Origin of the sequence: Ureibacillus endophyticus, from assembly GCF_003628435.1 — a bacterium.
Taxonomy (GTDB): domain Bacteria; phylum Bacillota; class Bacilli; order Bacillales_A; family Planococcaceae; genus Ureibacillus; species Ureibacillus endophyticus.
In genome coordinates this window covers 40,716-59,264 of the sequence record NZ_RBZN01000002.1, presented here as the reverse complement: position 1 = coordinate 59,264, position 18,549 = coordinate 40,716, and the positions used below count along the sequence as shown (strand labels likewise).

The 18,549-nt window shown below is 34.2% G+C and carries 20 protein-coding genes and 1 other annotated feature; all 20 genes read right to left on the bottom strand.

Annotated elements, in window-relative coordinates:
- Position 1: 1 nt before the first annotated feature.
- Positions 2 to 547, bottom strand: a complete 546-nt coding sequence (pyrR, locus tag D8M03_RS01525) for a bifunctional pyr operon transcriptional regulator/uracil phosphoribosyltransferase PyrR (RefSeq protein ID WP_121212915.1) — start codon at positions 545 to 547, stop codon at positions 2 to 4.
- A 379-nt stretch (positions 548 to 926) separates the two neighbouring features.
- Positions 927 to 1,841 (bottom strand): RluA family pseudouridine synthase, encoded by a 915-nt coding sequence (locus D8M03_RS01520; RefSeq protein ID WP_121212914.1) that lies wholly within the window; start codon positions 1,839 to 1,841, stop codon positions 927 to 929.
- The gene (lspA, locus tag D8M03_RS01515) at positions 1,838 to 2,317 is read right to left on the bottom strand and encodes a signal peptidase II (protein WP_121212913.1); all 480 of its coding nucleotides are present in this window, start codon (positions 2,315 to 2,317) and stop codon (positions 1,838 to 1,840) included. The genes D8M03_RS01520 and lspA overlap by 4 nt, the downstream gene beginning before the upstream one ends.
- A gap of 311 nt (positions 2,318 to 2,628) precedes the next feature.
- Positions 2,629 to 5,388 carry an isoleucine--tRNA ligase gene (gene ileS, locus D8M03_RS01510; protein ID WP_121212912.1) on the bottom strand — a complete coding sequence of 920 codons (2,760 nt, stop codon included), beginning with the start codon at positions 5,386 to 5,388 and terminating at the stop codon, positions 2,629 to 2,631.
- An 86-nt stretch (positions 5,389 to 5,474) separates the two neighbouring features.
- Positions 5,475 to 5,715 (bottom strand) — a binding site (T-box leader).
- A 135-nt stretch (positions 5,716 to 5,850) separates the two neighbouring features.
- Positions 5,851 to 6,402, bottom strand: coding sequence for a DivIVA domain-containing protein (locus D8M03_RS01505; RefSeq protein WP_121212911.1), 552 nt, complete (start codon positions 6,400 to 6,402; stop codon positions 5,851 to 5,853).
- Positions 6,403 to 6,499: 97 nt separating this feature from the next.
- Positions 6,500 to 7,285, bottom strand: a complete 786-nt coding sequence (locus tag D8M03_RS01500) for a YlmH family RNA-binding protein (protein WP_121212910.1) — start codon at positions 7,283 to 7,285, stop codon at positions 6,500 to 6,502.
- A gap of 95 nt (positions 7,286 to 7,380) precedes the next feature.
- Positions 7,381 to 7,662: a YggT family protein gene (locus tag D8M03_RS01495; RefSeq protein ID WP_121212909.1), complete on the bottom strand. Its 282-nt coding sequence runs from the start codon at positions 7,660 to 7,662 to the stop codon at positions 7,381 to 7,383.
- A gap of 21 nt (positions 7,663 to 7,683) precedes the next feature.
- Positions 7,684 to 8,160 carry a cell division protein SepF gene (locus D8M03_RS01490; RefSeq protein ID WP_121212908.1) on the bottom strand — a complete coding sequence of 159 codons (477 nt, stop codon included), beginning with the start codon at positions 8,158 to 8,160 and terminating at the stop codon, positions 7,684 to 7,686.
- A 17-nt stretch (positions 8,161 to 8,177) separates the two neighbouring features.
- Positions 8,178 to 8,846, bottom strand: a complete 669-nt coding sequence (locus D8M03_RS01485) for a YggS family pyridoxal phosphate-dependent enzyme (RefSeq protein WP_121212907.1) — start codon at positions 8,844 to 8,846, stop codon at positions 8,178 to 8,180.
- A 78-nt stretch (positions 8,847 to 8,924) separates the two neighbouring features.
- Positions 8,925 to 9,161 (bottom strand): PRC-barrel domain-containing protein, encoded by a 237-nt coding sequence (locus tag D8M03_RS01480; protein WP_121212906.1) that lies wholly within the window; start codon positions 9,159 to 9,161, stop codon positions 8,925 to 8,927.
- 177 nt (positions 9,162 to 9,338) lie between these two features.
- On the bottom strand, positions 9,339 to 10,121 hold the full coding sequence (gene sigG / locus D8M03_RS01475; protein WP_121212905.1) for an RNA polymerase sporulation sigma factor SigG: 783 nt from the start codon (positions 10,119 to 10,121) through the stop codon (positions 9,339 to 9,341).
- A 104-nt stretch (positions 10,122 to 10,225) separates the two neighbouring features.
- Positions 10,226 to 10,933 carry an RNA polymerase sporulation sigma factor SigE gene (gene sigE / locus D8M03_RS01470; protein ID WP_097072056.1) on the bottom strand — a complete coding sequence of 236 codons (708 nt, stop codon included), beginning with the start codon at positions 10,931 to 10,933 and terminating at the stop codon, positions 10,226 to 10,228.
- Between the two features lie 26 nt (positions 10,934 to 10,959).
- Positions 10,960 to 11,784, bottom strand: coding sequence for a sigma-E processing peptidase SpoIIGA (locus D8M03_RS01465; RefSeq protein ID WP_121212904.1), 825 nt, complete (start codon positions 11,782 to 11,784; stop codon positions 10,960 to 10,962).
- Positions 11,785 to 12,102: 318 nt separating this feature from the next.
- On the bottom strand, positions 12,103 to 13,275 hold the full coding sequence (gene ftsZ / locus D8M03_RS01460) for a cell division protein FtsZ (protein ID WP_121212903.1): 1,173 nt from the start codon (positions 13,273 to 13,275) through the stop codon (positions 12,103 to 12,105).
- Between the two features lie 35 nt (positions 13,276 to 13,310).
- A complete protein-coding gene (gene ftsA, locus D8M03_RS01455; protein ID WP_121212902.1) occupies positions 13,311 to 14,600 on the bottom strand; it encodes a cell division protein FtsA in 1,290 nt (429 codons plus the stop codon).
- Positions 14,601 to 14,697: 97 nt separating this feature from the next.
- Positions 14,698 to 15,066, bottom strand: coding sequence for a small basic family protein (locus D8M03_RS01450; RefSeq protein WP_121212901.1), 369 nt, complete (start codon positions 15,064 to 15,066; stop codon positions 14,698 to 14,700).
- Between the two features lie 2 nt (positions 15,067 to 15,068).
- Complete coding sequence (locus tag D8M03_RS01445; RefSeq protein ID WP_245987401.1) at positions 15,069 to 15,788, bottom strand: DUF881 domain-containing protein; 720 nt, start codon at positions 15,786 to 15,788, stop codon at positions 15,069 to 15,071.
- A 60-nt stretch (positions 15,789 to 15,848) separates the two neighbouring features.
- The gene (locus tag D8M03_RS01440; protein ID WP_121212900.1) at positions 15,849 to 16,556 is read right to left on the bottom strand and encodes a DUF881 domain-containing protein; all 708 of its coding nucleotides are present in this window, start codon (positions 16,554 to 16,556) and stop codon (positions 15,849 to 15,851) included.
- Positions 16,534 to 17,367 (bottom strand): cell division protein FtsQ/DivIB, encoded by an 834-nt coding sequence (locus tag D8M03_RS01435; protein WP_121212899.1) that lies wholly within the window; start codon positions 17,365 to 17,367, stop codon positions 16,534 to 16,536. Before D8M03_RS01435 ends, D8M03_RS01440 begins: the two co-directional genes overlap by 23 nt.
- Before the next feature lie 20 nt (positions 17,368 to 17,387).
- Positions 17,388 to 18,482 (bottom strand): FtsW/RodA/SpoVE family cell cycle protein, encoded by a 1,095-nt coding sequence (locus D8M03_RS01430; RefSeq protein ID WP_121212898.1) that lies wholly within the window; start codon positions 18,480 to 18,482, stop codon positions 17,388 to 17,390.
- Between the last annotated feature and the right edge of the window lie 67 nt (positions 18,483 to 18,549).

Here is an 18,549-nt window from a genome sequence, read left to right as displayed (position 1 = left end):
ATTAATCTATTTTGTGTAATGTAACATTATCTTCGCCATCTACTTCTTGTAAGCGAACAACAATTCTTTCTGTTCCTGCTGTTGGAATGTTCTTCCCAACATAATCAGCTCTAATTGGTAATTCTCGATGACCCCGGTCTACTAATACTGCTAGTTGAATTTGCGATGGCCTTCCTAAATCCATGACTGCGTCTAAACCAGCTCTTACTGTTCTACCTGTATAAAGAACATCATCAACTAATACGATTTTTTGATTTGTTACTACGTAGTCGATATCTACTTGTTGTACAAGTGCTTCATCATTATCGTTTTTTGAAGATAAGTCATCACGATACAATGTAATATCAAGTTCCCCTGTACGGATTGGTTTGCCTTCAATTCTTTCGATTTTTTCTGCTAGACGCTTTGCTAAGAATGCCCCTCGAGTTTTAATACCAACTAAAATACATTCATCAATCCCTTTATTACGTTCAATGATTTCATGAGCGATTCTTGTTAGAGCACGATTCATTGAAGGTCCATCTAATAATTCGGTAATATTCGACATACCATTTCCTCCTCCCCTGAATATTTATTGTTTTGTTCACAGTCCCATGAGGTATAACTTTTTCAAAATAAAAAACCTCCTAAGCACCAGCTTAAGAGGTTGGGATATACAAGTTGAAAAAGCATGTTTGGTCGTGTTTTCATTTCATAGGCATACCTAAATAAGCGTTTTATCGTGCAAAGGACACAATAAGCCTATGTTAGAAACGCATGAAAACTCCGTTACAATTCATCTTATACCTTCTCAGCCTCTCTGGACTGCCATTAAAGGTGAATATTTAATTTTTTTACTATTCCCTATCACAGTAGGTTTTATTCACTGTTGTCAGTATAGTCTTATCTATAACTCAAGTCAACACTGTTTTAATAAAATAATTTTTTTAAATTTCTTCTGTTCTTAATTGTTCAAGCAATTGTCGAAAATCGTCAGGTAATGGCACTTCAAACTCTAAGTATTCATTACTCGTTGGATGGTTAAAACCAAGAACACCAGCATGTAGCACTTGTCCACCAAAATCAATTGTTTTCTTTGGTCCATATTTTGGATCTCCCACTAAAGGAAAACCGATGTAATTCATATGCACACGAATTTGGTGTGTACGACCTGTTTCAAGTCGACATTCCACCAATGTATACTTCCCGATTCTTTCTTTCACATGAAAATGAGTTACCGCATGCTTCCCATTATCGACAACAGCTTGTTTCTGACGATCTTTTGGATCTCTTCCAATCGGTGCATCAATTGTCCCTTTATCATGGGCAATATGGCCATGAACTAATGCAGTATACTTACGTGTTACTGTTTTATTCACCAATTGTTCTACAAGTGAATGATGGGCGTGGTCATTTTTTGCAACCATAAGTAAGCCAGAAGTATCTTTATCGATTCGATGGACAATTCCTGGTCTTAATACACCATTTATTCCAGATAGATCCTTACAATGGTACATTAAGCCATTAACTAAAGTTCCTGTCATATGTCCAGGCGCAGGGTGAACAACCATTCCTTTAGGCTTATTTACTACGATTACATCTGCATCTTCATAGACAATTTCAAGATCCAAATCTTCTGGAATTACTTCTAGAGGTTCTGGTTCCGGCACATCAATTTCGACTATGTCGCCTTCTTTTACTTTATATTTTGCTTTTGGCACTTCTCCATTAACTTTTACAATACCATCAGCTATCCAACTTGCAATTTGAGAACGAGACCACTCTTCGTTAATTACAGATAACGCCTTGTCTATACGTTCCCCTGCATTTTCTGTTTCAATTGTAATTGTTACAACTGTCATTTTTTCACCTTTTTCTTTCCTTCACGATCTTCTTTTAGTATGACTAAAATTAACATAACTACTGAAATTGTTAGTGCAGCATCTGCAATGTTAAAAATCGGAAAATCATAATTAATTATCGGAATTAGCACATCGATAAAATCTACTACTTCTCCACGGAAAATACGATCAATAAAATTCCCTAGAGCTCCCCCTAGTAAAACCATTAAACTACTGGCAAAGAACGGTTTTCCCTTTGCTTCTTTATGGAAGTAGTAAATGATTCCACCAATTACAACAAGTGTAACGATGGTGAAAATCCACATTTGTCCTTGTAACATACCCCAAGCCGCACCACGATTCCGATGAGAAAGGATGGCAAACCAAGGATCCAAAACGGTAATCCGATCACCAATTTCCATATTTTTAACAATCAACCATTTAGTCCATTGATCAATTAACAAAACAATTGCTGCTAAACCATAATACTTATACACAGTATTCCCCCGTTTGTTATAATCTCTCCCATTCTACCATTAGAAAAACACGAATTGCATTAATTAAGGTAAATTAGGTAATCAAGAAGTAATAAAAACATTCAAGTACACCAAAAAAAGGTAATAGGTAAAAATGAAGTGTCTGAATACTTGTTTTTAGACACTTCATTTATAAAACATATAACGCGGATTGTGGAAATTTATTTCAAATATCGCACGAAAAATGCATTACTTTAAATTTTAACTATCATAAGAAGAAGGCTGTTCAGTAAAGTTCTATCTTACTGGACAGCCCCATTCTTTTCATTTATTTAAACATAGTGTTTTTCTATTACTTCTGCACAACGGCTACAAATTGTTGGATGATTTTCATTTTGCCCTACTGATTCTGAGTAAGACCAGCAGCGTTCACATTTTTCACCATCTGCTTTTTCGATTAAAATAGCAGTTTTTTCTAGAACAAGCGCATCGCTAGGGGCACTATCTTTTGAACCAGCAATAACTAATTGAGAAACGATACAGCTTTGTGCAAATTGTTTTGCATCTTCATTTAGTAAATCTAAAACATCTTGATCTGCATAAATTGTTACCTTAGCTTCAAGAGATTTACCAATTGTTTTTGCGTTACGAGCTTCTTCTAACGCTTTTAATACTTCGTCACGAACTTCAATTAAACGTTCCCATTTCGCACGTAATTGTGGGAAGTTTTCACGTTCATCTACTTCAGGGAAGTCTGTTAATTGAACAGAAACTGCTTCTTCGTTTAAGTAAGACCATAGTTCATCTGTAGTATGCGGTAAAATTGGTGTTAACACTTTTAATAATGTTTGCAGAGTATCATACATCACTGTTTGCATAGCACGGCGATTTTTGCTGTCTACTGCTTCAATATAAACAACGTCCTTCGCAACGTCTAAGTATAATGCAGATAATTCAACTGCAACAAAGTTATTAATTGTGTGATATACAGATGCAAACTCATATCGATCGTAAGCATTACGCACTGCTTTTAATACATCTTGCAAGCGCATGTACATATATTGATCCATTTCGTTTAAATCTTCATAAGCTACACGATCCGTTGCTGGGTTAAAGTCAGAAACGTTACCGTGTAAGAAACGAAGCGTATTTCGGATTTTACGATATACTTCTGAAATTTGTTTTAACATATCCATACTAATTCGCACGTCACCTGTATAATCCACAGATGCTACCCATAAGCGTAAAATGTCAGCACCGTATTGGTTCATTACTTTTTCAGGAATGATAACATTTCCTAAAGATTTACTCATTTTACGTCCTTCACCATCAAGTACGAATCCGTGTGTTAATAATCCTTTATAAGGAGCATAACCATTAATCGCCACAGAAGTAATTAATGATGAGTTAAACCATCCACGATGTTGGTCAGAACCTTCAAGGTAAAGGTCTGCTGGATATTTCATACCACGTTCAACCAGTACACCTTGGTGAGATGAACCTGAGTCGAACCAAACGTCCATAATGTCATTTTCTTTTGTGAATTTGCCATTTGGACTACCTGGATGAGTAAATCCTTCAGGTAATAAATCTTTTGCTTCACGTTGGAACCAGATATTTGAACCATGTTCGCGGAATAATTGAGACACATGTGCAATTGTTTCAGGTGTAATAATTTCTTCACCATTCTCAGCATAGAATACTGGAATTGGTACACCCCATGCACGTTGTCTTGAAATACACCAATCACCACGGTCACGAATCATATTGTAAAGACGAGTTTCACCCCATGCTGGAGTAAATGTTGTATTTTCCACCGCTTCTAATAATTGATCGCGGAATGCCTCAACAGAACAGAACCATTGTGGCGTTGCACGATAAATTACTGGCTTTTTCGTACGCCAGTCATGTGGATATGAGTGCGTAAAGAATGATAATTTTTCTAATGCGCCTACTTCTTTTAATTTTTCAGTGATGACTTTATTTGCATCATCATAGAAAATACCTTCAAATCCTGGTGCTTCATGTGTGTAGCAACCTTGGTCATTTACTGGGCTAAGAACTTCAAGACCATATCTTTTACCTACCATGAAGTCATCTTCCCCGTGACCTGGTGCCGTATGAACACATCCTGTACCAGCTTCTGTTGTTACATGATCACCAACCATCACTAAAGAATCACGATCATAAATAGGGTGTTTTGCAACAACATATTCTAACTCTTGACCTTGAACTTCTTGAATTACCTCTGGGTTTTCCCACTCTAGCGTCTCAGAAACAGATTTTAATAAATCTTTAGCAATAATGAATTTTTTATCGCCAACAGCTACGACTACATACGTAATTTCAGGATTTAAAGAAATCCCTAAGTTTGCTGGAATTGTCCATGGTGTTGTCGTCCAAATAATAAACTTTGCATCTTCTGGTACGACACCTTTTGCATCTTTAATTTCAAAACTTACATAAATAGACGGAGATTTAATATCTTTATATTCGATTTCAGCTTCTGCTAATGCAGATTCAGAAGATGGAGACCAATAAACTGGTTTTAAACCTTTGTAAATATAGCCTTTTTCCGCCATTTTCCCAAATACTTCAATTTGGCGTGATTCAAACTCAGGTTTTAACGTAATATATGGATTTTCCCAATCTCCACGTACACCTAAACGTTTGAATTGAGCCATTTGATTTTCAATTTGTTCGTAAGCATACTTTTCACAAAGCTCACGAAATTCAGCAATCGTTAATTCTTTACGCTTAACACCTTTATTAGTTAATGCTTGCTCAATCGGTAAACCATGAGTATCCCAGCCTGGAATATATGGTACATGGTAACCTGTCATTGAACGATGACGGTTAATCATATCTTTAATTACTTTATTTAATGCGTGACCAATATGGATATCTCCATTTGCATATGGAGGGCCATCATGTAAAACAAAATGAGGACGATCTTTTGTACGTTCATTTACAAGTTTATTGATGTCCATTGCATCCCATTTTTCTTGCATTTTTGGTTCATTTGCTGGTAAATTTCCGCGCATTGGGAAATCTGTTTTTGGCATTAATAACGTATCTTTATACTCTACCATTAAAAAATCCTCCTAAATGTATAAGTGTTCAGGTTGAAAAACATAATGTGGTAATTTAAGAGAAATAAAAAAAGTTTCTCATCCCTCAAAGGGACGAGAAACTTTTACTCGTGGTACCACCCTAATTTACAAGTTAAAAAAATTAACTTGCCTCTTAGACACTGTAACGTCGTGAAATACGAAATCGCTTACTTAAACTGATTCATCACTTTTTCAGCGATTTAGCTCCGGAGTGATTTTCCTTTTTGATAGTTTCGTTCGAGCTTGCACCATCCTCGAATCGCTTAGTCCACCTTCAATAAGTACTGTCTCCGTCAATGCTAATTAAATATACAAATTTTTATACTCGTGTATCAGTATATGGAAATAGATAAAATGAGTCAAGTAAAAAAGAAAATGAGGCGGTTTGTTAAACTCTCCCTTTTTCTTATTTCACACGAAACTTCAACATACAAGAATTAATTATAAAAGATTATCTAATTCTTCTTTCGATAGTTCAACATTGCCCTGATCGTTTCGTACATGATTTTGAATGTCCGTTAAACCGATATCATATTCCATTAAGTGCTCCCAATCATCTGTATTTAATAAATCTAATTGGGCTTCTACTAACATTTTGAAGCGGTTACGGAATACTTTTGATTGTTTCTTTAATTCATCTATCTCTATGGCAATTTTACGTGCTTTACCCAATGCATCATTAACAATTCGATCAGCATTTTTTTCGGCTTCTTTTATGATTAATTTTGCTTCTTGTTGTGAATTACGACGAACTTCTTCTGCAGCCTCTTGAGCAACAATAATTGATTTTTGTAGTGTTTCCTCTAAAATGTTGTAGCGATTCATTTGCTCCGTCATTGACTTTACTTTTTCTTCAAGTTCCTTTTTTTCACGCAAAATGATCTCATAATCTTTTATAATCTGATCCAAAAATTCATTTACTTCATCTTCCGCATAACCGCGAAAACCCCGAGTAAACTCCTTATTATGTATATCAAGAGGTGATAATGGCATTGGTCAACACTCCTTCTCTCTTTTAAATATATAAAACTATTATAACTCGCTAACTGTTCCTTGACATCAAGTTTTCGTAAGTTTTCACTGTAATCTGCTATTTTTGCTCTAAACGACCTATTTGAAGTCGAATTTTATCCTTTTTCGTCCTACCTTCTGTCATAAGGATTTTTACTCTTCCTAAACCTCGGACTGATACGATATCCCCTTCTTGAAGTTCAAATGAAGTATCATCAATTATTGTCCAATTAACCTTTACTTTGTCAGCATTAATTAGATTCTGGGATTTTTGTCTTGAAACATTAAAAATTGATGCAAGAACAGTATCTAATCTCATCGACGAAATAGTATATGATTTACTTACCCATTCTTGAACCATTTTAATTAATTTCGACTCTTCATCTACTTTTTCTAGTTGTACTTTTGCCTTACCGATACTCGTTAAATTCATCGCGACATATTCTTCTATTTCTTGTGCTACTGAAATCTGGATGGTATCACCATCAATATGGATATCCCCGAATTTCCCACGATTTAAACCTATTGATAATAATGCACCTAAGATATCAGGATGTTTTAAATTAACAAATTTTGAAGGATAGTTCACAGAAAAAATGGAGATTTGAAAATCCTCTTTTGTTGGTTCAAAGTAATTAGGAGCGATTAACATACGTTGTCTTTCAGCATCAAGAAAACCACCATCTGCTACGATTTTTATTTCATTACTTTGCCCTATAACCGAGTTAACAATGAAGCGCTCGCGGGGATCTAAATAATCTGTTAATTTTGGTGCAAAACGATCTTCTACTTCTCTTTGCCAGCCAATTACTTTTTCAATAAAGGGTTGTTCATCTTTTCGAAAATGTTGGATTAAATGTTCCATTAATTCACTCCACCTTATAAACAATAGTATGTTCAGTTGAAAAAATAATAAAAGAAAATCCCCACAACAAAATTAGTAGGGATTTGAACGAAAACCTATGCAAACATAAAATATACTTTCTCAACTACAATTAATAAGCCCATTTGTATATAACGTAGTAATAAAAGGGCTACAATTGGTGAAATATCAATCATACCAATAGGTGGAATAAATTTTCTAAAAATTCCTAAATAAGGTTCAACAAGTTTTCCTAAATACTCTCCAACTGTTGAATTTCGAATATTTGGAACCCATGACATAAAGATATAGATAATTATCATAAATTGATAAATTGTAAATGCTGCCGCAATGAAATTTATTATGGAATAATAAAGCATTAAATTGTTAACCTCGCTAATCTATTGTATATCGTCGTACAGATAGTTCGAAACCTCACCGGATACCTCAACATTATCTGGAGTACATAGGAAAATATCCGTACCAATTCGTTGAATATCTCCTCCTAAGGCATAAACAGTACCACTTAAAAAATCTATAATACGCACACCTGCTTCACGATCGATTCTTTGTAAATTAACGATAGTAGCACGCTTATTTTTTAAATGGTCAGATATGTCTTGAGCTTCTGCATACACTCTAGGCTCAACGATAACAACCTTTGATTGTTTTATAGAATTTGCAGTTTGTAAACTAACAACATTTAAGTGAGAATTCTGTTCCACTTCAATAAGTTTACGTTCTTTTTTAGGGCGTGATTTTACAATAGGTTGCTCTTTGGTGATACTTACTGGTTTACTTGATGTTGCAATTTCTTGCACTTCTTCATCTTCTTCTTCAAGGTAAAAGAAATTTTTTATTTTGTTTTTCATACTCATCTAGTATCCCCTCTTTTCTATCCAACAAGAGCTGTTCCAATTCTTACAAACGTCGCACCTTCTTCTACCGCAATTTCATAGTCATTTGACATCCCCATTGAAAGTTCTTTACAAGGAGCATAGTCTAACCCTAATTCTATTACTTGTGTCTGTAAGTTTTTCAAATCACGAAATACTTTTCTTATAACGGCTTCATCTTCAGTATTAGGTGCCATTGTCATAAGGCCCACAACATGAATTTTATCGTACTGAGCTAACGATTGTATAAATGGAATTACTTCTTCTGTACTCAACCCATGTTTTGACTCTTCCCCTGAGACATTTGCTTGAACGAAACAGTTTATTGGTTTTTCCGCTCGTTTATTAATTTCTTCAGCTAAACTCATACGATCTAGTGAATGAAGATAATCAATTTCATTAATTACTTGTTTTACTTTTCTAGTTTGTAAAGAACCAATATAATGCCAAATGGCTTTATTATTAATTTCGCCCTTTTTAGTCAATAATCCTTCTGGACGATTTTCACCTAAATGAAGTAGTCCAGCTTCTAGGGCTTCAGTTGTTCTTGCAACTGTAACTTGCTTTGTTACCGCAATTATCTCTACATCCTGAGTCATTTGAGCTTTCTTTTTTGCAGTTTCTATTTTATTTTGAATAATTTCTAAATTATCACTTATCTTTGTCACTTTAAACCCAACTTTACATCAATAGTTTCCTTAATTGTATCAAGCTGTATAGTAATTTTCAATGAATAGCATGACCTATTAAGAAATCTCTTTTACTAATATTACATCTTTGCCTATTACCAGTATATCACTAATCAGGACTTTTCTCACATGTTCATCATTTTGTAAGAATGACATAAACTTTTTTGGTTCAGCAACGAGAAAAGCAGTGATAGAACCTGTATTTTCGTCCACCTCTGCATCGATAATATATCCAACAAATCGGCCATTACCAGCCTCAATAATTTCTTTTTGTTGTACAGCAGAAAATCGCAAATTAATCTCCCTTCTTTTTATAATTAGGTCGATAATCTATTATGTTTTTAAAGTAATTAGTTCGATTCGTTTTCAATAAATTGTTCCTTCTTAAAAATATATTAATTTTTTTATGAAATATTGCTTTTATTTTTTAAAAATAAATAAAAGCGCACCTTTTATAGTGCGCTACAATACTTAACCTAACTTATAATCTTTTTGCATAGTCTCAATGGCATTTTTCTCTAGCCTTGAAATTTGAGCTTGAGAAATACCGAGTGATTTTGCAATTTCAGTTTGTGTTTCACCGTAATAGAATCGTTTGGAAAGAATCATTTGTTGTCTTTCATCAAGTTTTTGCATACTTTCCTTCACACTAACGTATGCAACCCATTGATCTTCTGACACATCATCATCTTTTAATTGGTCCATAATATATACGGCATCTCCACCATCAGAATAGATTGGCTCTTGCAATGAAAGAGGATCTTGGATTGCATCAAGTGCATATAATACATCTTCCTTTTTCATCTCAATAGCTTCTGCCAACTGTTCAATGGTTGGTTCATATAAATTTTCTGAGATAAACTTTTCCTTTGCTTGCATTGCTTTGTAAGCAATGTCTCGTAAGGATCTAGAGACACGTAAAGCATGATGGTCTCGTAAATGCCTTCTAATCTCACCTATAATCATTGGAACAGCATATGTTGAAAATCGAACATTATGCTTTAAATCAAAGTGGTCAATAGCCTTTAATAATCCAATACAACCAACTTGGAATAAATCATCGGCTTGTTCACCTCGGTAAGAAAATCTACCGACAATACTTAATACTAGACGTAAGTTGCAAATGACTAGTTCATCTCTTACCCACTCTTCTCCAGATTGTAGGCGAATGAACAGCTCTCTCATCTCTTCATGTTTTAGAACTGGCAAAGAAGCAGTATCTACACCACAAAGTTCTACTTTAGTACGAACCATCTTCTTTTCCTCCGAACTAGTTTTTTATCTCTGAACTGTTTTTTCAGTTTGTCCGGAAAAAAGAAGAATATGCACGTTTTACTCGTCCAATTTCATCCAGTAACTTATGAAATAGGTTGATTTAAATGCTCACGTAAATCTAAAATAATTTTCTTTTCAAGTCGGGAAATATATGATTGCGAGATACCTAAATGGTCTGCTACTTCTTTTTGTGTCATTTCTTGTTTACCATTTAGACCAAATCGGCATTCCATTATATATCGTTCACGTTCACTTAAGCCGTTAATTGCATTAAACATTGTAGCTCTTTCAATTTTCTTTTCTACATCATTCATAATAATTTGCTCTTCTGTACCTAGAATATCAGAAAGTAAAAGTTCGTTACCATCCGGATCAGAGTTCAACGGCTCGTCTAATGAAACTTCGCCTTTCATACGACTTGTTTTACGTAAATGCATTAAAATCTCATTTTCGATACAACGTGAAGCATAAGTGGCAAGTTTAATATTTTTTTCTGTATTAAATGTTTCAATAGCTTTAATAAGTCCGATTGATCCAATGCTAATTAAATCTTCAATTGGTGTTCCAGTATTATCAAAACGTCTTGCAATATATACAACTAGACGTAAATTTCTTTCAATTAATGTATCCCTAGCTCTCAAATCACCATTCATAAAGGCTTCAATAACTGTCATTTCTTCTTCTCGTGTCAATGGTACTGGCAATGAATCGTGCCCTCCTATATAGTATGTTCCTTTAGTACGAAACTTACTCCAGATTTTTCTAAATAGGTCGATTAATTTATTAAACAATCATTTTCCCCCTTTATGCTCGAATTTCACAACGCTAAAACGTGAAGAATCATCTGTGCATTTTGTGGATATCTCGCATCATGCCTAGTCAAAACAACATATTGTTCAAAAATTTCTTTATCCGTAGTTCCTTTTATCTTTAGTCGATCAAAACGAAAAGCCAACACTGTCGACCTCTCTTTTTGAACCGTAGATAAAGATAATATTCGAATTTTCGGATAAATGAACGAAGGAAACATTGTTAACTGGTAAGGGTTATTTTCATCCCAAGCTAATAGCGCTTCATTAATTTCTTTTGGTATTTCATTTGCTATTGCATTATATGAGAGAAAATGTACCGGCTTCCCACTTAAAGGTTCTATACACTCATTCCCAGTATCAATGAAACCTTTTAAGCAATATTTTTGTTTAAAAATTTCAAGCTCACAATCCACTACAAATGAATGCTGAATTTTTGCTTGCATCATTTTTCTCCATTTGGAGTGTATCGTTGTTAAACTAAGAAAAGCGACTGCAGTTGAAAGAACAAAAAATGTTAGTTTGGATTGATTGAGTAAAAAGGGTAATATGCTTGTTAAAACGCCGCCGAGGAAAAACGTAGTGATAAAAAGAACAGTTCCTTGCTTTAACAACGATTGGATGCGAAAAGAAAACGCGAGCCCAATTAATACAATAAAACTAAGCAAAGCACCTAATAATGACTTATAAAAAATCGATGCTATTAATCCACTACAAAACGCACTTAGAAGCAATCTACTCCTCTTTACATACAATCCCGTTATTTCTTGCGTAAACTTTAATAAAAAATAATTAAACAACGTATTGTATAGTACGAGTAATTCTCCAATCATTTTGGCGTCCTCCTATTAAAAGATTAACACTAGCATCACGAGGAAAATGTCAAACCATTGTAGTTATACTAAAAATAATTTTGACACTATTTTCTGCAAATCTAACTTTTTTGACATATAGTTACAAACTAATAGAAAGAAATAACTTGTATAGAAAACATTTAATCGAAATAAACAGGAATGAATATACTCTTTACTTGTTAACATTTAAAGTTCTAGACATTGAGATTCGATTAAGATTAATATCTACTAAATTTTAACAATAAAAAAAGCCATCCCATCTTTTTCGATGAGATGCCTCTTTTTGTCGAATACTTTTTATCCACGATTACGTCTATTGCGTAAAAATGTAGGAATATCTAATAAATCATCTTGCTGTTGCTGTACTTGACGAGTTGGTTCTGGTTGTTGTTGTACAGGTTCTTGTACTCTTTCACGAATAGATGATTGTGGTTGCTGTGGCGCTGCTTGTTGGCCACCACGAAGACCACCACCTATTGGGCGTGAAGATTGTTGACGTTGTTGTTGTGAAATGATATCGTCTGAGAAACCAGTAGCAATTACTGTTACAATAATTTCATCATTTAAATTCTCATTGATAACAGAACCGAAAATCATATTCACTTCTTCATCTGATGCAGATGCAACGATGTCTGCTGCTTCCTGTACTTCAAATAAACTTAAGTTTGAACCACCTGTAATATTCATAATTACGCCTTTTGCTCCATCAATTGAAGTTTCAAGAAGTGGACTTGAAATCGCTTTTTTGGCAGCTTCAGTAGCTCGATTTTCACCTGTAGCAATACCGATACCCATTAAGGCTGAACCTTTGTCAGACATAATTGTTTTCACGTCTGCAAAGTCTAAGTTTATTAATCCAGGAGTTGCGATTAAGTCGGAAATACCTTGAACCCCTTGGCGTAATACGTTATCTGCTTCACGGAATGCTTCAAGCATAGGTGTACTTTTATCAACGATTTGAAGTAATTTATCATTTGGTATAACAATTAGTGTGTCAACAGACTCTTTCATCGCCGAGATACCACCAATTGCTTGTGTTTGGCGTTTACGTCCTTCAAAAGAGAATGGGCGTGTTACAACACCAACTGTTAACGCGCCTAAGTCACGTGCAATTGAAGCGATGACTGGTGCTGCACCTGTACCAGTTCCACCACCCATACCAGCAGTTACGAACACCATGTCTGCACCACGTAAAACTTCTTCAATTTGCTCACGACTTTCTTCTGCAGCTTTTTTACCTACTTCAGGGTTTGCACCTGCACCAAGTCCACGTGTTAATTTATTACCAATCTGTAATTTATATTCTGCTTTTGATAGATTTAAAGCTTGGGCATCAGTATTAACTGCGATAAAATCTACTCCTTGAACGCCGTGTTCAATCATTCTATTTACCGCATTATTACCGCCACCGCCAACACCAATTACTTTGATATTGGCCATCTGATCTATACTCGTATCGAATTCTAACATAGTTTCTCCTCCTGCTACACTAGTCTTTCAAATAGTTATTCAAAAAACTTATCAAATAGTTTTTTCGCTCTGTTTATTACACTTGGTTTATTAGGATTGTTTTCTTTTTCAGAAGTATTCGTTTGTTTCTTAGGAGGAGTGGAACCTGCTCCAATTGATGCATAAACAGGTGTTTGTTTCGGGCTTCTACCGTAAAATTCATCCTCAGAATGTGCATATCTTATTAAGCCAACTGCAGTTGTAAATGCTGGTTCACGTACACCGATATAATCAGGAGTATAAATTCTTACACGTGTTTGCATAACTTGACGTGCAAGTTGTGCGATACCTTCTAACTGTGCAACCCCACCTGTAAGTACTACTCCACCTGGTAAATCACGTACCCCTAATCTAGCAAGTTCGTCTAATACAAGTTCAAACATTTCTTCCAATCGAACACCAATTATTTCTGAAATGAACTTCTGACTATATTGTTCTGTCACATCTGTTCCAGAAACAGGGACTTCAAAGATTTCATCATCTGAAGCCTCATCATAAAAAGCATGTCCAAATTGTTTTTTTATTGATTCTGCTTGTTCAGTAGGGGTTTTTAATACTATTGATAAATCCTTAGTTATATGTTCTCCACCAACAGGGATAACTCCTGTTCGTGTTAATAATCCATCTTCAAAAACTGCAATAGTTGTGGAACCGCCACCTAAATCAATAAATGCTGTACCTTGATTTTTTTCATCTTCAGTCAAGGCAAAGAAACCTGCAGCTAATGGTTGTAAATAAATTTCTCTTATTTGTAAGCCAGCACGTTCTACACAACGCAACACATTATGAACTAATGTTTTAGACGTTGTAATCATTGTAGCATCCATTTCTAGGCGAATCCCAATCATACCACGAGGATCTTTAATTTCGTCTAAGTTATCAACGATAAATTGGCGTGGGATTAAATTTACTAATTCGCGTTCTGGTGGAATCGACATAACTTGTGCGGATTCAATAACTCTTTCTAAATCTTCATCAGTAATTTCTCTGTTCTCACTATTTACAGCGACAACACCCTTAACTGGTTGAAGAGTAGTTTGATTTGCGGGTATACCAAGTATAACCTCATCTATTTTAATACCTGTCATTCGTTCTGCTTGATCGACAGCTTTTCTAATAGCTTGCACTGTTGCATCGATATCGACAATAGCACCTTTACGTATGCCATTAGACTTTACGTTACCAACGCCGATTACATGTAGTTGATTATTTGTAATATCTCCTATCAGAACTTTAATAGAAGATGAACCAATATCTAGAGAAATATAAATATCTTGATGATTCACCTACCGCACCTCCTTCGATTGCTCCTATTTTTTATTCTATTGTAATTCCTAGCTATTGTCTAAGTAAATTCATGTATACTATATAATTTTATAGCTATTATACTGTATTTTCACCCTTTTTTATATGTCTCTCTTCCCATTTTGTTATCAAAATTCGTCGAATAACTGCAATATTTTGAAATAATCGTACACCAAATGCAAAAATTGCAGCTAAATAAAGGTCAACTCCGAGATGTACACCTAAAAAGGCTAAACCCGCAGCTAATGCAATGTTGAAGAAAAATCCTGAAAGAAAAACTTTATCATCATATACTTGTTGCAAATTCGCTCTAATTCCACCAAAAATTGTATCAAGAGCAGCTAACACAGCAATGGATAGATAATTTTCATATACTACAGGAATTTGAATATCCGTAAGTAAGCCTAACGCTAGTCCTAAAAGTAAACCTAAAAATGGTAACCACATTTTTATTCCCCTTTATTGTTTTCAACCAAAAATGTATTTGATAATTTTCCGTCATACTCTTGAATTGTTAATTTTGTAACTGGTTTGTTAATTATTAAATGTAAGTTATCAAGATAAAAATCATCGCTAAATGTAGAAGCATATAAATAACCATAAAGTTTTTCTGCTTTTTCATAGCTTTCAGTAATGACGCGAATTTCTACATTTGATTTGTTAATGGCAAATCCGTTTATAGTAGTCTTACCATTAATATCCCGAATAGCAGATGTATGAACAAGTCTTTGCCCATCAATTTCAATGTAAATACCGTGGTATCGATAAATTTCATTAACTAATCGAATTAATAAATCAGGCGGAATAGACTCTACTTCTAATCCTAACGCAACTAATTCCATTGCTGGTTCAATTTTTAAAATTACTCCTGGACCCGATACAGCTTCAAGACCTGCTCGAATTTTTAAGTCCTCTACTGTATTCTTTAATATTTGCGCCTGGTTGTCTTTGTCATCATTTTCGTATTCATTAACAATAGATTTTAAAGAAACTATTTCTGATAATAATTCTGAATGCCGTTTTTTTTCTTCCGATAGTTCCTGACGTATTTCCCAAAGGTCTCTTGTATCTCTTTCTGCTGGATTTTGAATCGTATTATATTGAACTGCAATCATTAGCCCTACAATAAATGATACAATTGTTATTCTAATAACTATTCTTTTATTCAATTACAAATCCCTCCTATATCTGTTATTTTATGGGTTTGTCCGTTGAATAAAGGAGGTGTTCTACTCATCATTTATTGAAGGCATTTGAATATAATCATTCTCTTCAATTGTTACAACAATTCGATCGTTCAGTAATTGGTCAAAAACTCCACCAGTAATTTTTAGAGCAGAAATTAACGTTTCTTGATCGCCAACTGCTTCAATAATAAATGGAGCAGGATATTGTTTACCATCTATTGTAATAACGGGTCCATTACATCTGATGTATGAATTCGATTTAAGTCTTTGTCCATTAATTGAAATTGCTTCTGCTCCGGATACTTTTAATTCATTTATGACGTTGAAAACATGACTTTCATGAACGATATATTCATTGGGATTTGTTGAATTTGGATTATATTCTCCATCTTTTAAAGTGACACGTATTCCTTCACCATGCGCAGGAATTTCTCCTAGTAATAAGCGTAAATTTTCAGCCTCTTTAAGCAAATGTTCATATTCTTCTTCATTTTCTGCAAAGTCTTTTTCATATTCTCTTCTCTTCGTTTGTAAAGCAATAAGTTCTTCCGTAAGTTCTTTATTTCTTTCTTGCTGGGAAATTAACTCTTCTCTATAGGATTCTTCTTGCTCAAGGTAATTCGAATTCATTTTCACTTCATCTTTTGCAAGATTATAGGAATAACCAATCATAAATCCTGTGCTTATACATACAATTAGTACGATGAACTGTTTTTTCGTAAATTTGCTATTGTAATTGCGCTTCTTCATCGACTAACACTTCCTGTTCTTGTGCATCCATTTCTTCAAAATTAATATCCAGTTGTGTATATTCATCGTTAAATGTTTTATAGTAAGAACCTACCTCGATATCAATAATGCCTTTACTATAATCTGATGAATTTTCGATTTGAGCAACGATTGATGGGTAAAAGTTTAACTTCTCTGCTAAAGTTGTTATTTCGGCACGTACTTCGTAACCATCATTCATGTATAGTGTGATTGAATACGGATCTGCACTAGATGGAGTAGAATTAATTTGAGATATTAAGGCAAGAACAGTGGAATCTAATTTTGCCAATTCCTTCAATAGCCTTTTCCTTAATTTTTCATCGTCAAATTGTAAAAATAATGGTGCATCGATGGGTTCCAATGTATTCGATTCTTTGAATACATCACCATTTTCTAACATTGGATAGAATTCATTATCAAGAGAAATATAAGCAACCTTTTGCCATTCATTAACTTTTATTTCTACAGTGGTTAACCATTTTCTTTTTACTTCCACATCTTTAACCCAATATTGTTTCGCTATTCTTTCTTCAACATCACCAACATTAAACCCCCACATTGAGTCTCCAATTTGTAGTTGAGATTGTTTTATATAGTCTTTGTCTTCAACAAGATTGGACCCAGTAATTTTAATTTTATTTATTTCACTGTATGGAGATTGGAAATAAAGGAGTAAAAATAAAGTGAGGAAAAACAGAATGATTAATATCATAAATTTAAAGTTTGTTCTTTTTCTTCTCTTTTCTCTTAATGTTGGTATGCGATCTTCAATATCAATTACTTTATCCATATTTTTACTCCCCCTTCCTTTTATACAGAATTGGTTCGATTAGCAAATCCAACAACAATCGCTACCACAAACCATATAATCATCAAAGATGTTCCACCGTAGCTAATAAATGGTAGTGTTACTCCGGTTACAGGTATTAATCCAATTACTACGCCAATATTTAAACAAGCTTGGAACCCGACCATGCCCACTAAAGCAGATATCGCATAAAAATCTGAACTTTTTAATGATTGCAGTGCAAGTCCACAACCAGAATAAATAAATAAACCAAAAAGCACTAATACAACACAACCACCTAAAAAACCAATTTCCTCTAAAATAATGGAAAAAATAAAGTCGTTCTGTGGTTCTGGTAGATACAGGAATTTTTGGCGGCTCTCTTGAAACCCATGGCCAAGTAATCCAGCAGGACCTATCGCAAGTAATGATTGTACTGCTTGGAAACCACTTCCTAACGGATCTTCCCATGGATTGATAAAAGCTTCAATACGTTTTAATCGATAAGGAGCAGAAGCAATTAAAGCAATTAAGCCAATTACTCCCATCACAATAAACCCGACATATAGCTTAATTGGGTATCTAGCAATAAACAATAAGATAAATGCCGAAACAACTAAAATGAATACTGAACCAAAGTCAGGTTGTAACATAATTAATGCACATGGAAGAATGATGATTAAAAAATGTTTTATTTGTACAACTCGTTCGTCATTTTTTACCTTGCCTAATAGAAAACTTAAATACATCAATGTTGTTATTTTAGCTAATTCTGCTGGTTGAATGGTTAATGGACCTAACCCAATCCAACTTTGAGAACCATTACGCACCAAACCAATACCAGGTACAAGTACTAAAACCAATAAAATTAACGAAAATACATATAGAGTAATCCAAGTCTTTTCCATTGTAAATGTAGGCATATTGGCAACTGTAAGAAATACTGCAATGGCTAAAATTAAATAAATTAGTTGCTTCAAATAGAACGGCATTTGTCCTTCATAATGAATTGAACTCCAATATGTACCCGCTGAATAAATAAAGAGAATTCCCATTAGTGACAAAAGAAATGCTGATATAATAAAAAGCCTTTTATAGGTAAACTTCAGTGAAGGCATCCTTTCGTAAGAACTTTTCATATAGCTATATTTGTGCTTAGATACAATTGAACATTGTACTAAGCAC

What these genes read in the sequence shown, in the direction of transcription:
- pyrR (WP_121212915.1), bottom strand. Translation starts at nt 547, where the DNA reads ATGTCGAATATTACCGAATTATTAGATGGACCTTCAATGAATCGTGCT.
- D8M03_RS01520 (WP_121212914.1), bottom strand. Translation starts at nt 1,841, where the DNA reads ATGACAGTTGTAACAATTACAATTGAAACAGAAAATGCAGGGGAACGT.
- ileS (WP_121212912.1), bottom strand. Translation starts at nt 5,388, where the DNA reads ATGGTAGAGTATAAAGATACGTTATTAATGCCAAAAACAGATTTCCCA.
- D8M03_RS01505 (WP_121212911.1), bottom strand. Translation starts at nt 6,402, where the DNA reads ATGCCATTATCACCTCTTGATATACATAATAAGGAGTTTACTCGGGGT.
- D8M03_RS01500 (WP_121212910.1), bottom strand. Translation starts at nt 7,285, where the DNA reads ATGGAACATTTAATCCAACATTTTCGAAAAGATGAACAACCCTTTATT.
- D8M03_RS01495 (WP_121212909.1), bottom strand. Translation starts at nt 7,662, where the DNA reads ATGCTTTATTATTCCATAATAAATTTCATTGCGGCAGCATTTACAATT.
- D8M03_RS01490 (WP_121212908.1), bottom strand. Translation starts at nt 8,160, where the DNA reads ATGAGTATGAAAAACAAAATAAAAAATTTCTTTTACCTTGAAGAAGAA.
- sigG (WP_121212905.1), bottom strand. Translation starts at nt 10,121, where the DNA reads ATGGTTCGTACTAAAGTAGAACTTTGTGGTGTAGATACTGCTTCTTTG.
- D8M03_RS01465 (WP_121212904.1), bottom strand. Translation starts at nt 11,784, where the DNA reads ATGATTGGAGAATTACTCGTACTATACAATACGTTGTTTAATTATTTT.
- ftsZ (WP_121212903.1), bottom strand. Translation starts at nt 13,275, where the DNA reads ATGTTAGAATTCGATACGAGTATAGATCAGATGGCCAATATCAAAGTA.
- D8M03_RS01450 (WP_121212901.1), bottom strand. Translation starts at nt 15,066, where the DNA reads ATGTGGTTACCATTTTTAGGTTTACTTTTAGGACTAGCGTTAGGCTTA.
- D8M03_RS01440 (WP_121212900.1), bottom strand. Translation starts at nt 16,556, where the DNA reads ATGAAGAAGCGCAATTACAATAGCAAATTTACGAAAAAACAGTTCATC.
- D8M03_RS01435 (WP_121212899.1), bottom strand. Translation starts at nt 17,367, where the DNA reads ATGGATAAAGTAATTGATATTGAAGATCGCATACCAACATTAAGAGAA.
- D8M03_RS01430 (WP_121212898.1), bottom strand. Translation starts at nt 18,482, where the DNA reads ATGCCTTCACTGAAGTTTACCTATAAAAGGCTTTTTATTATATCAGCA.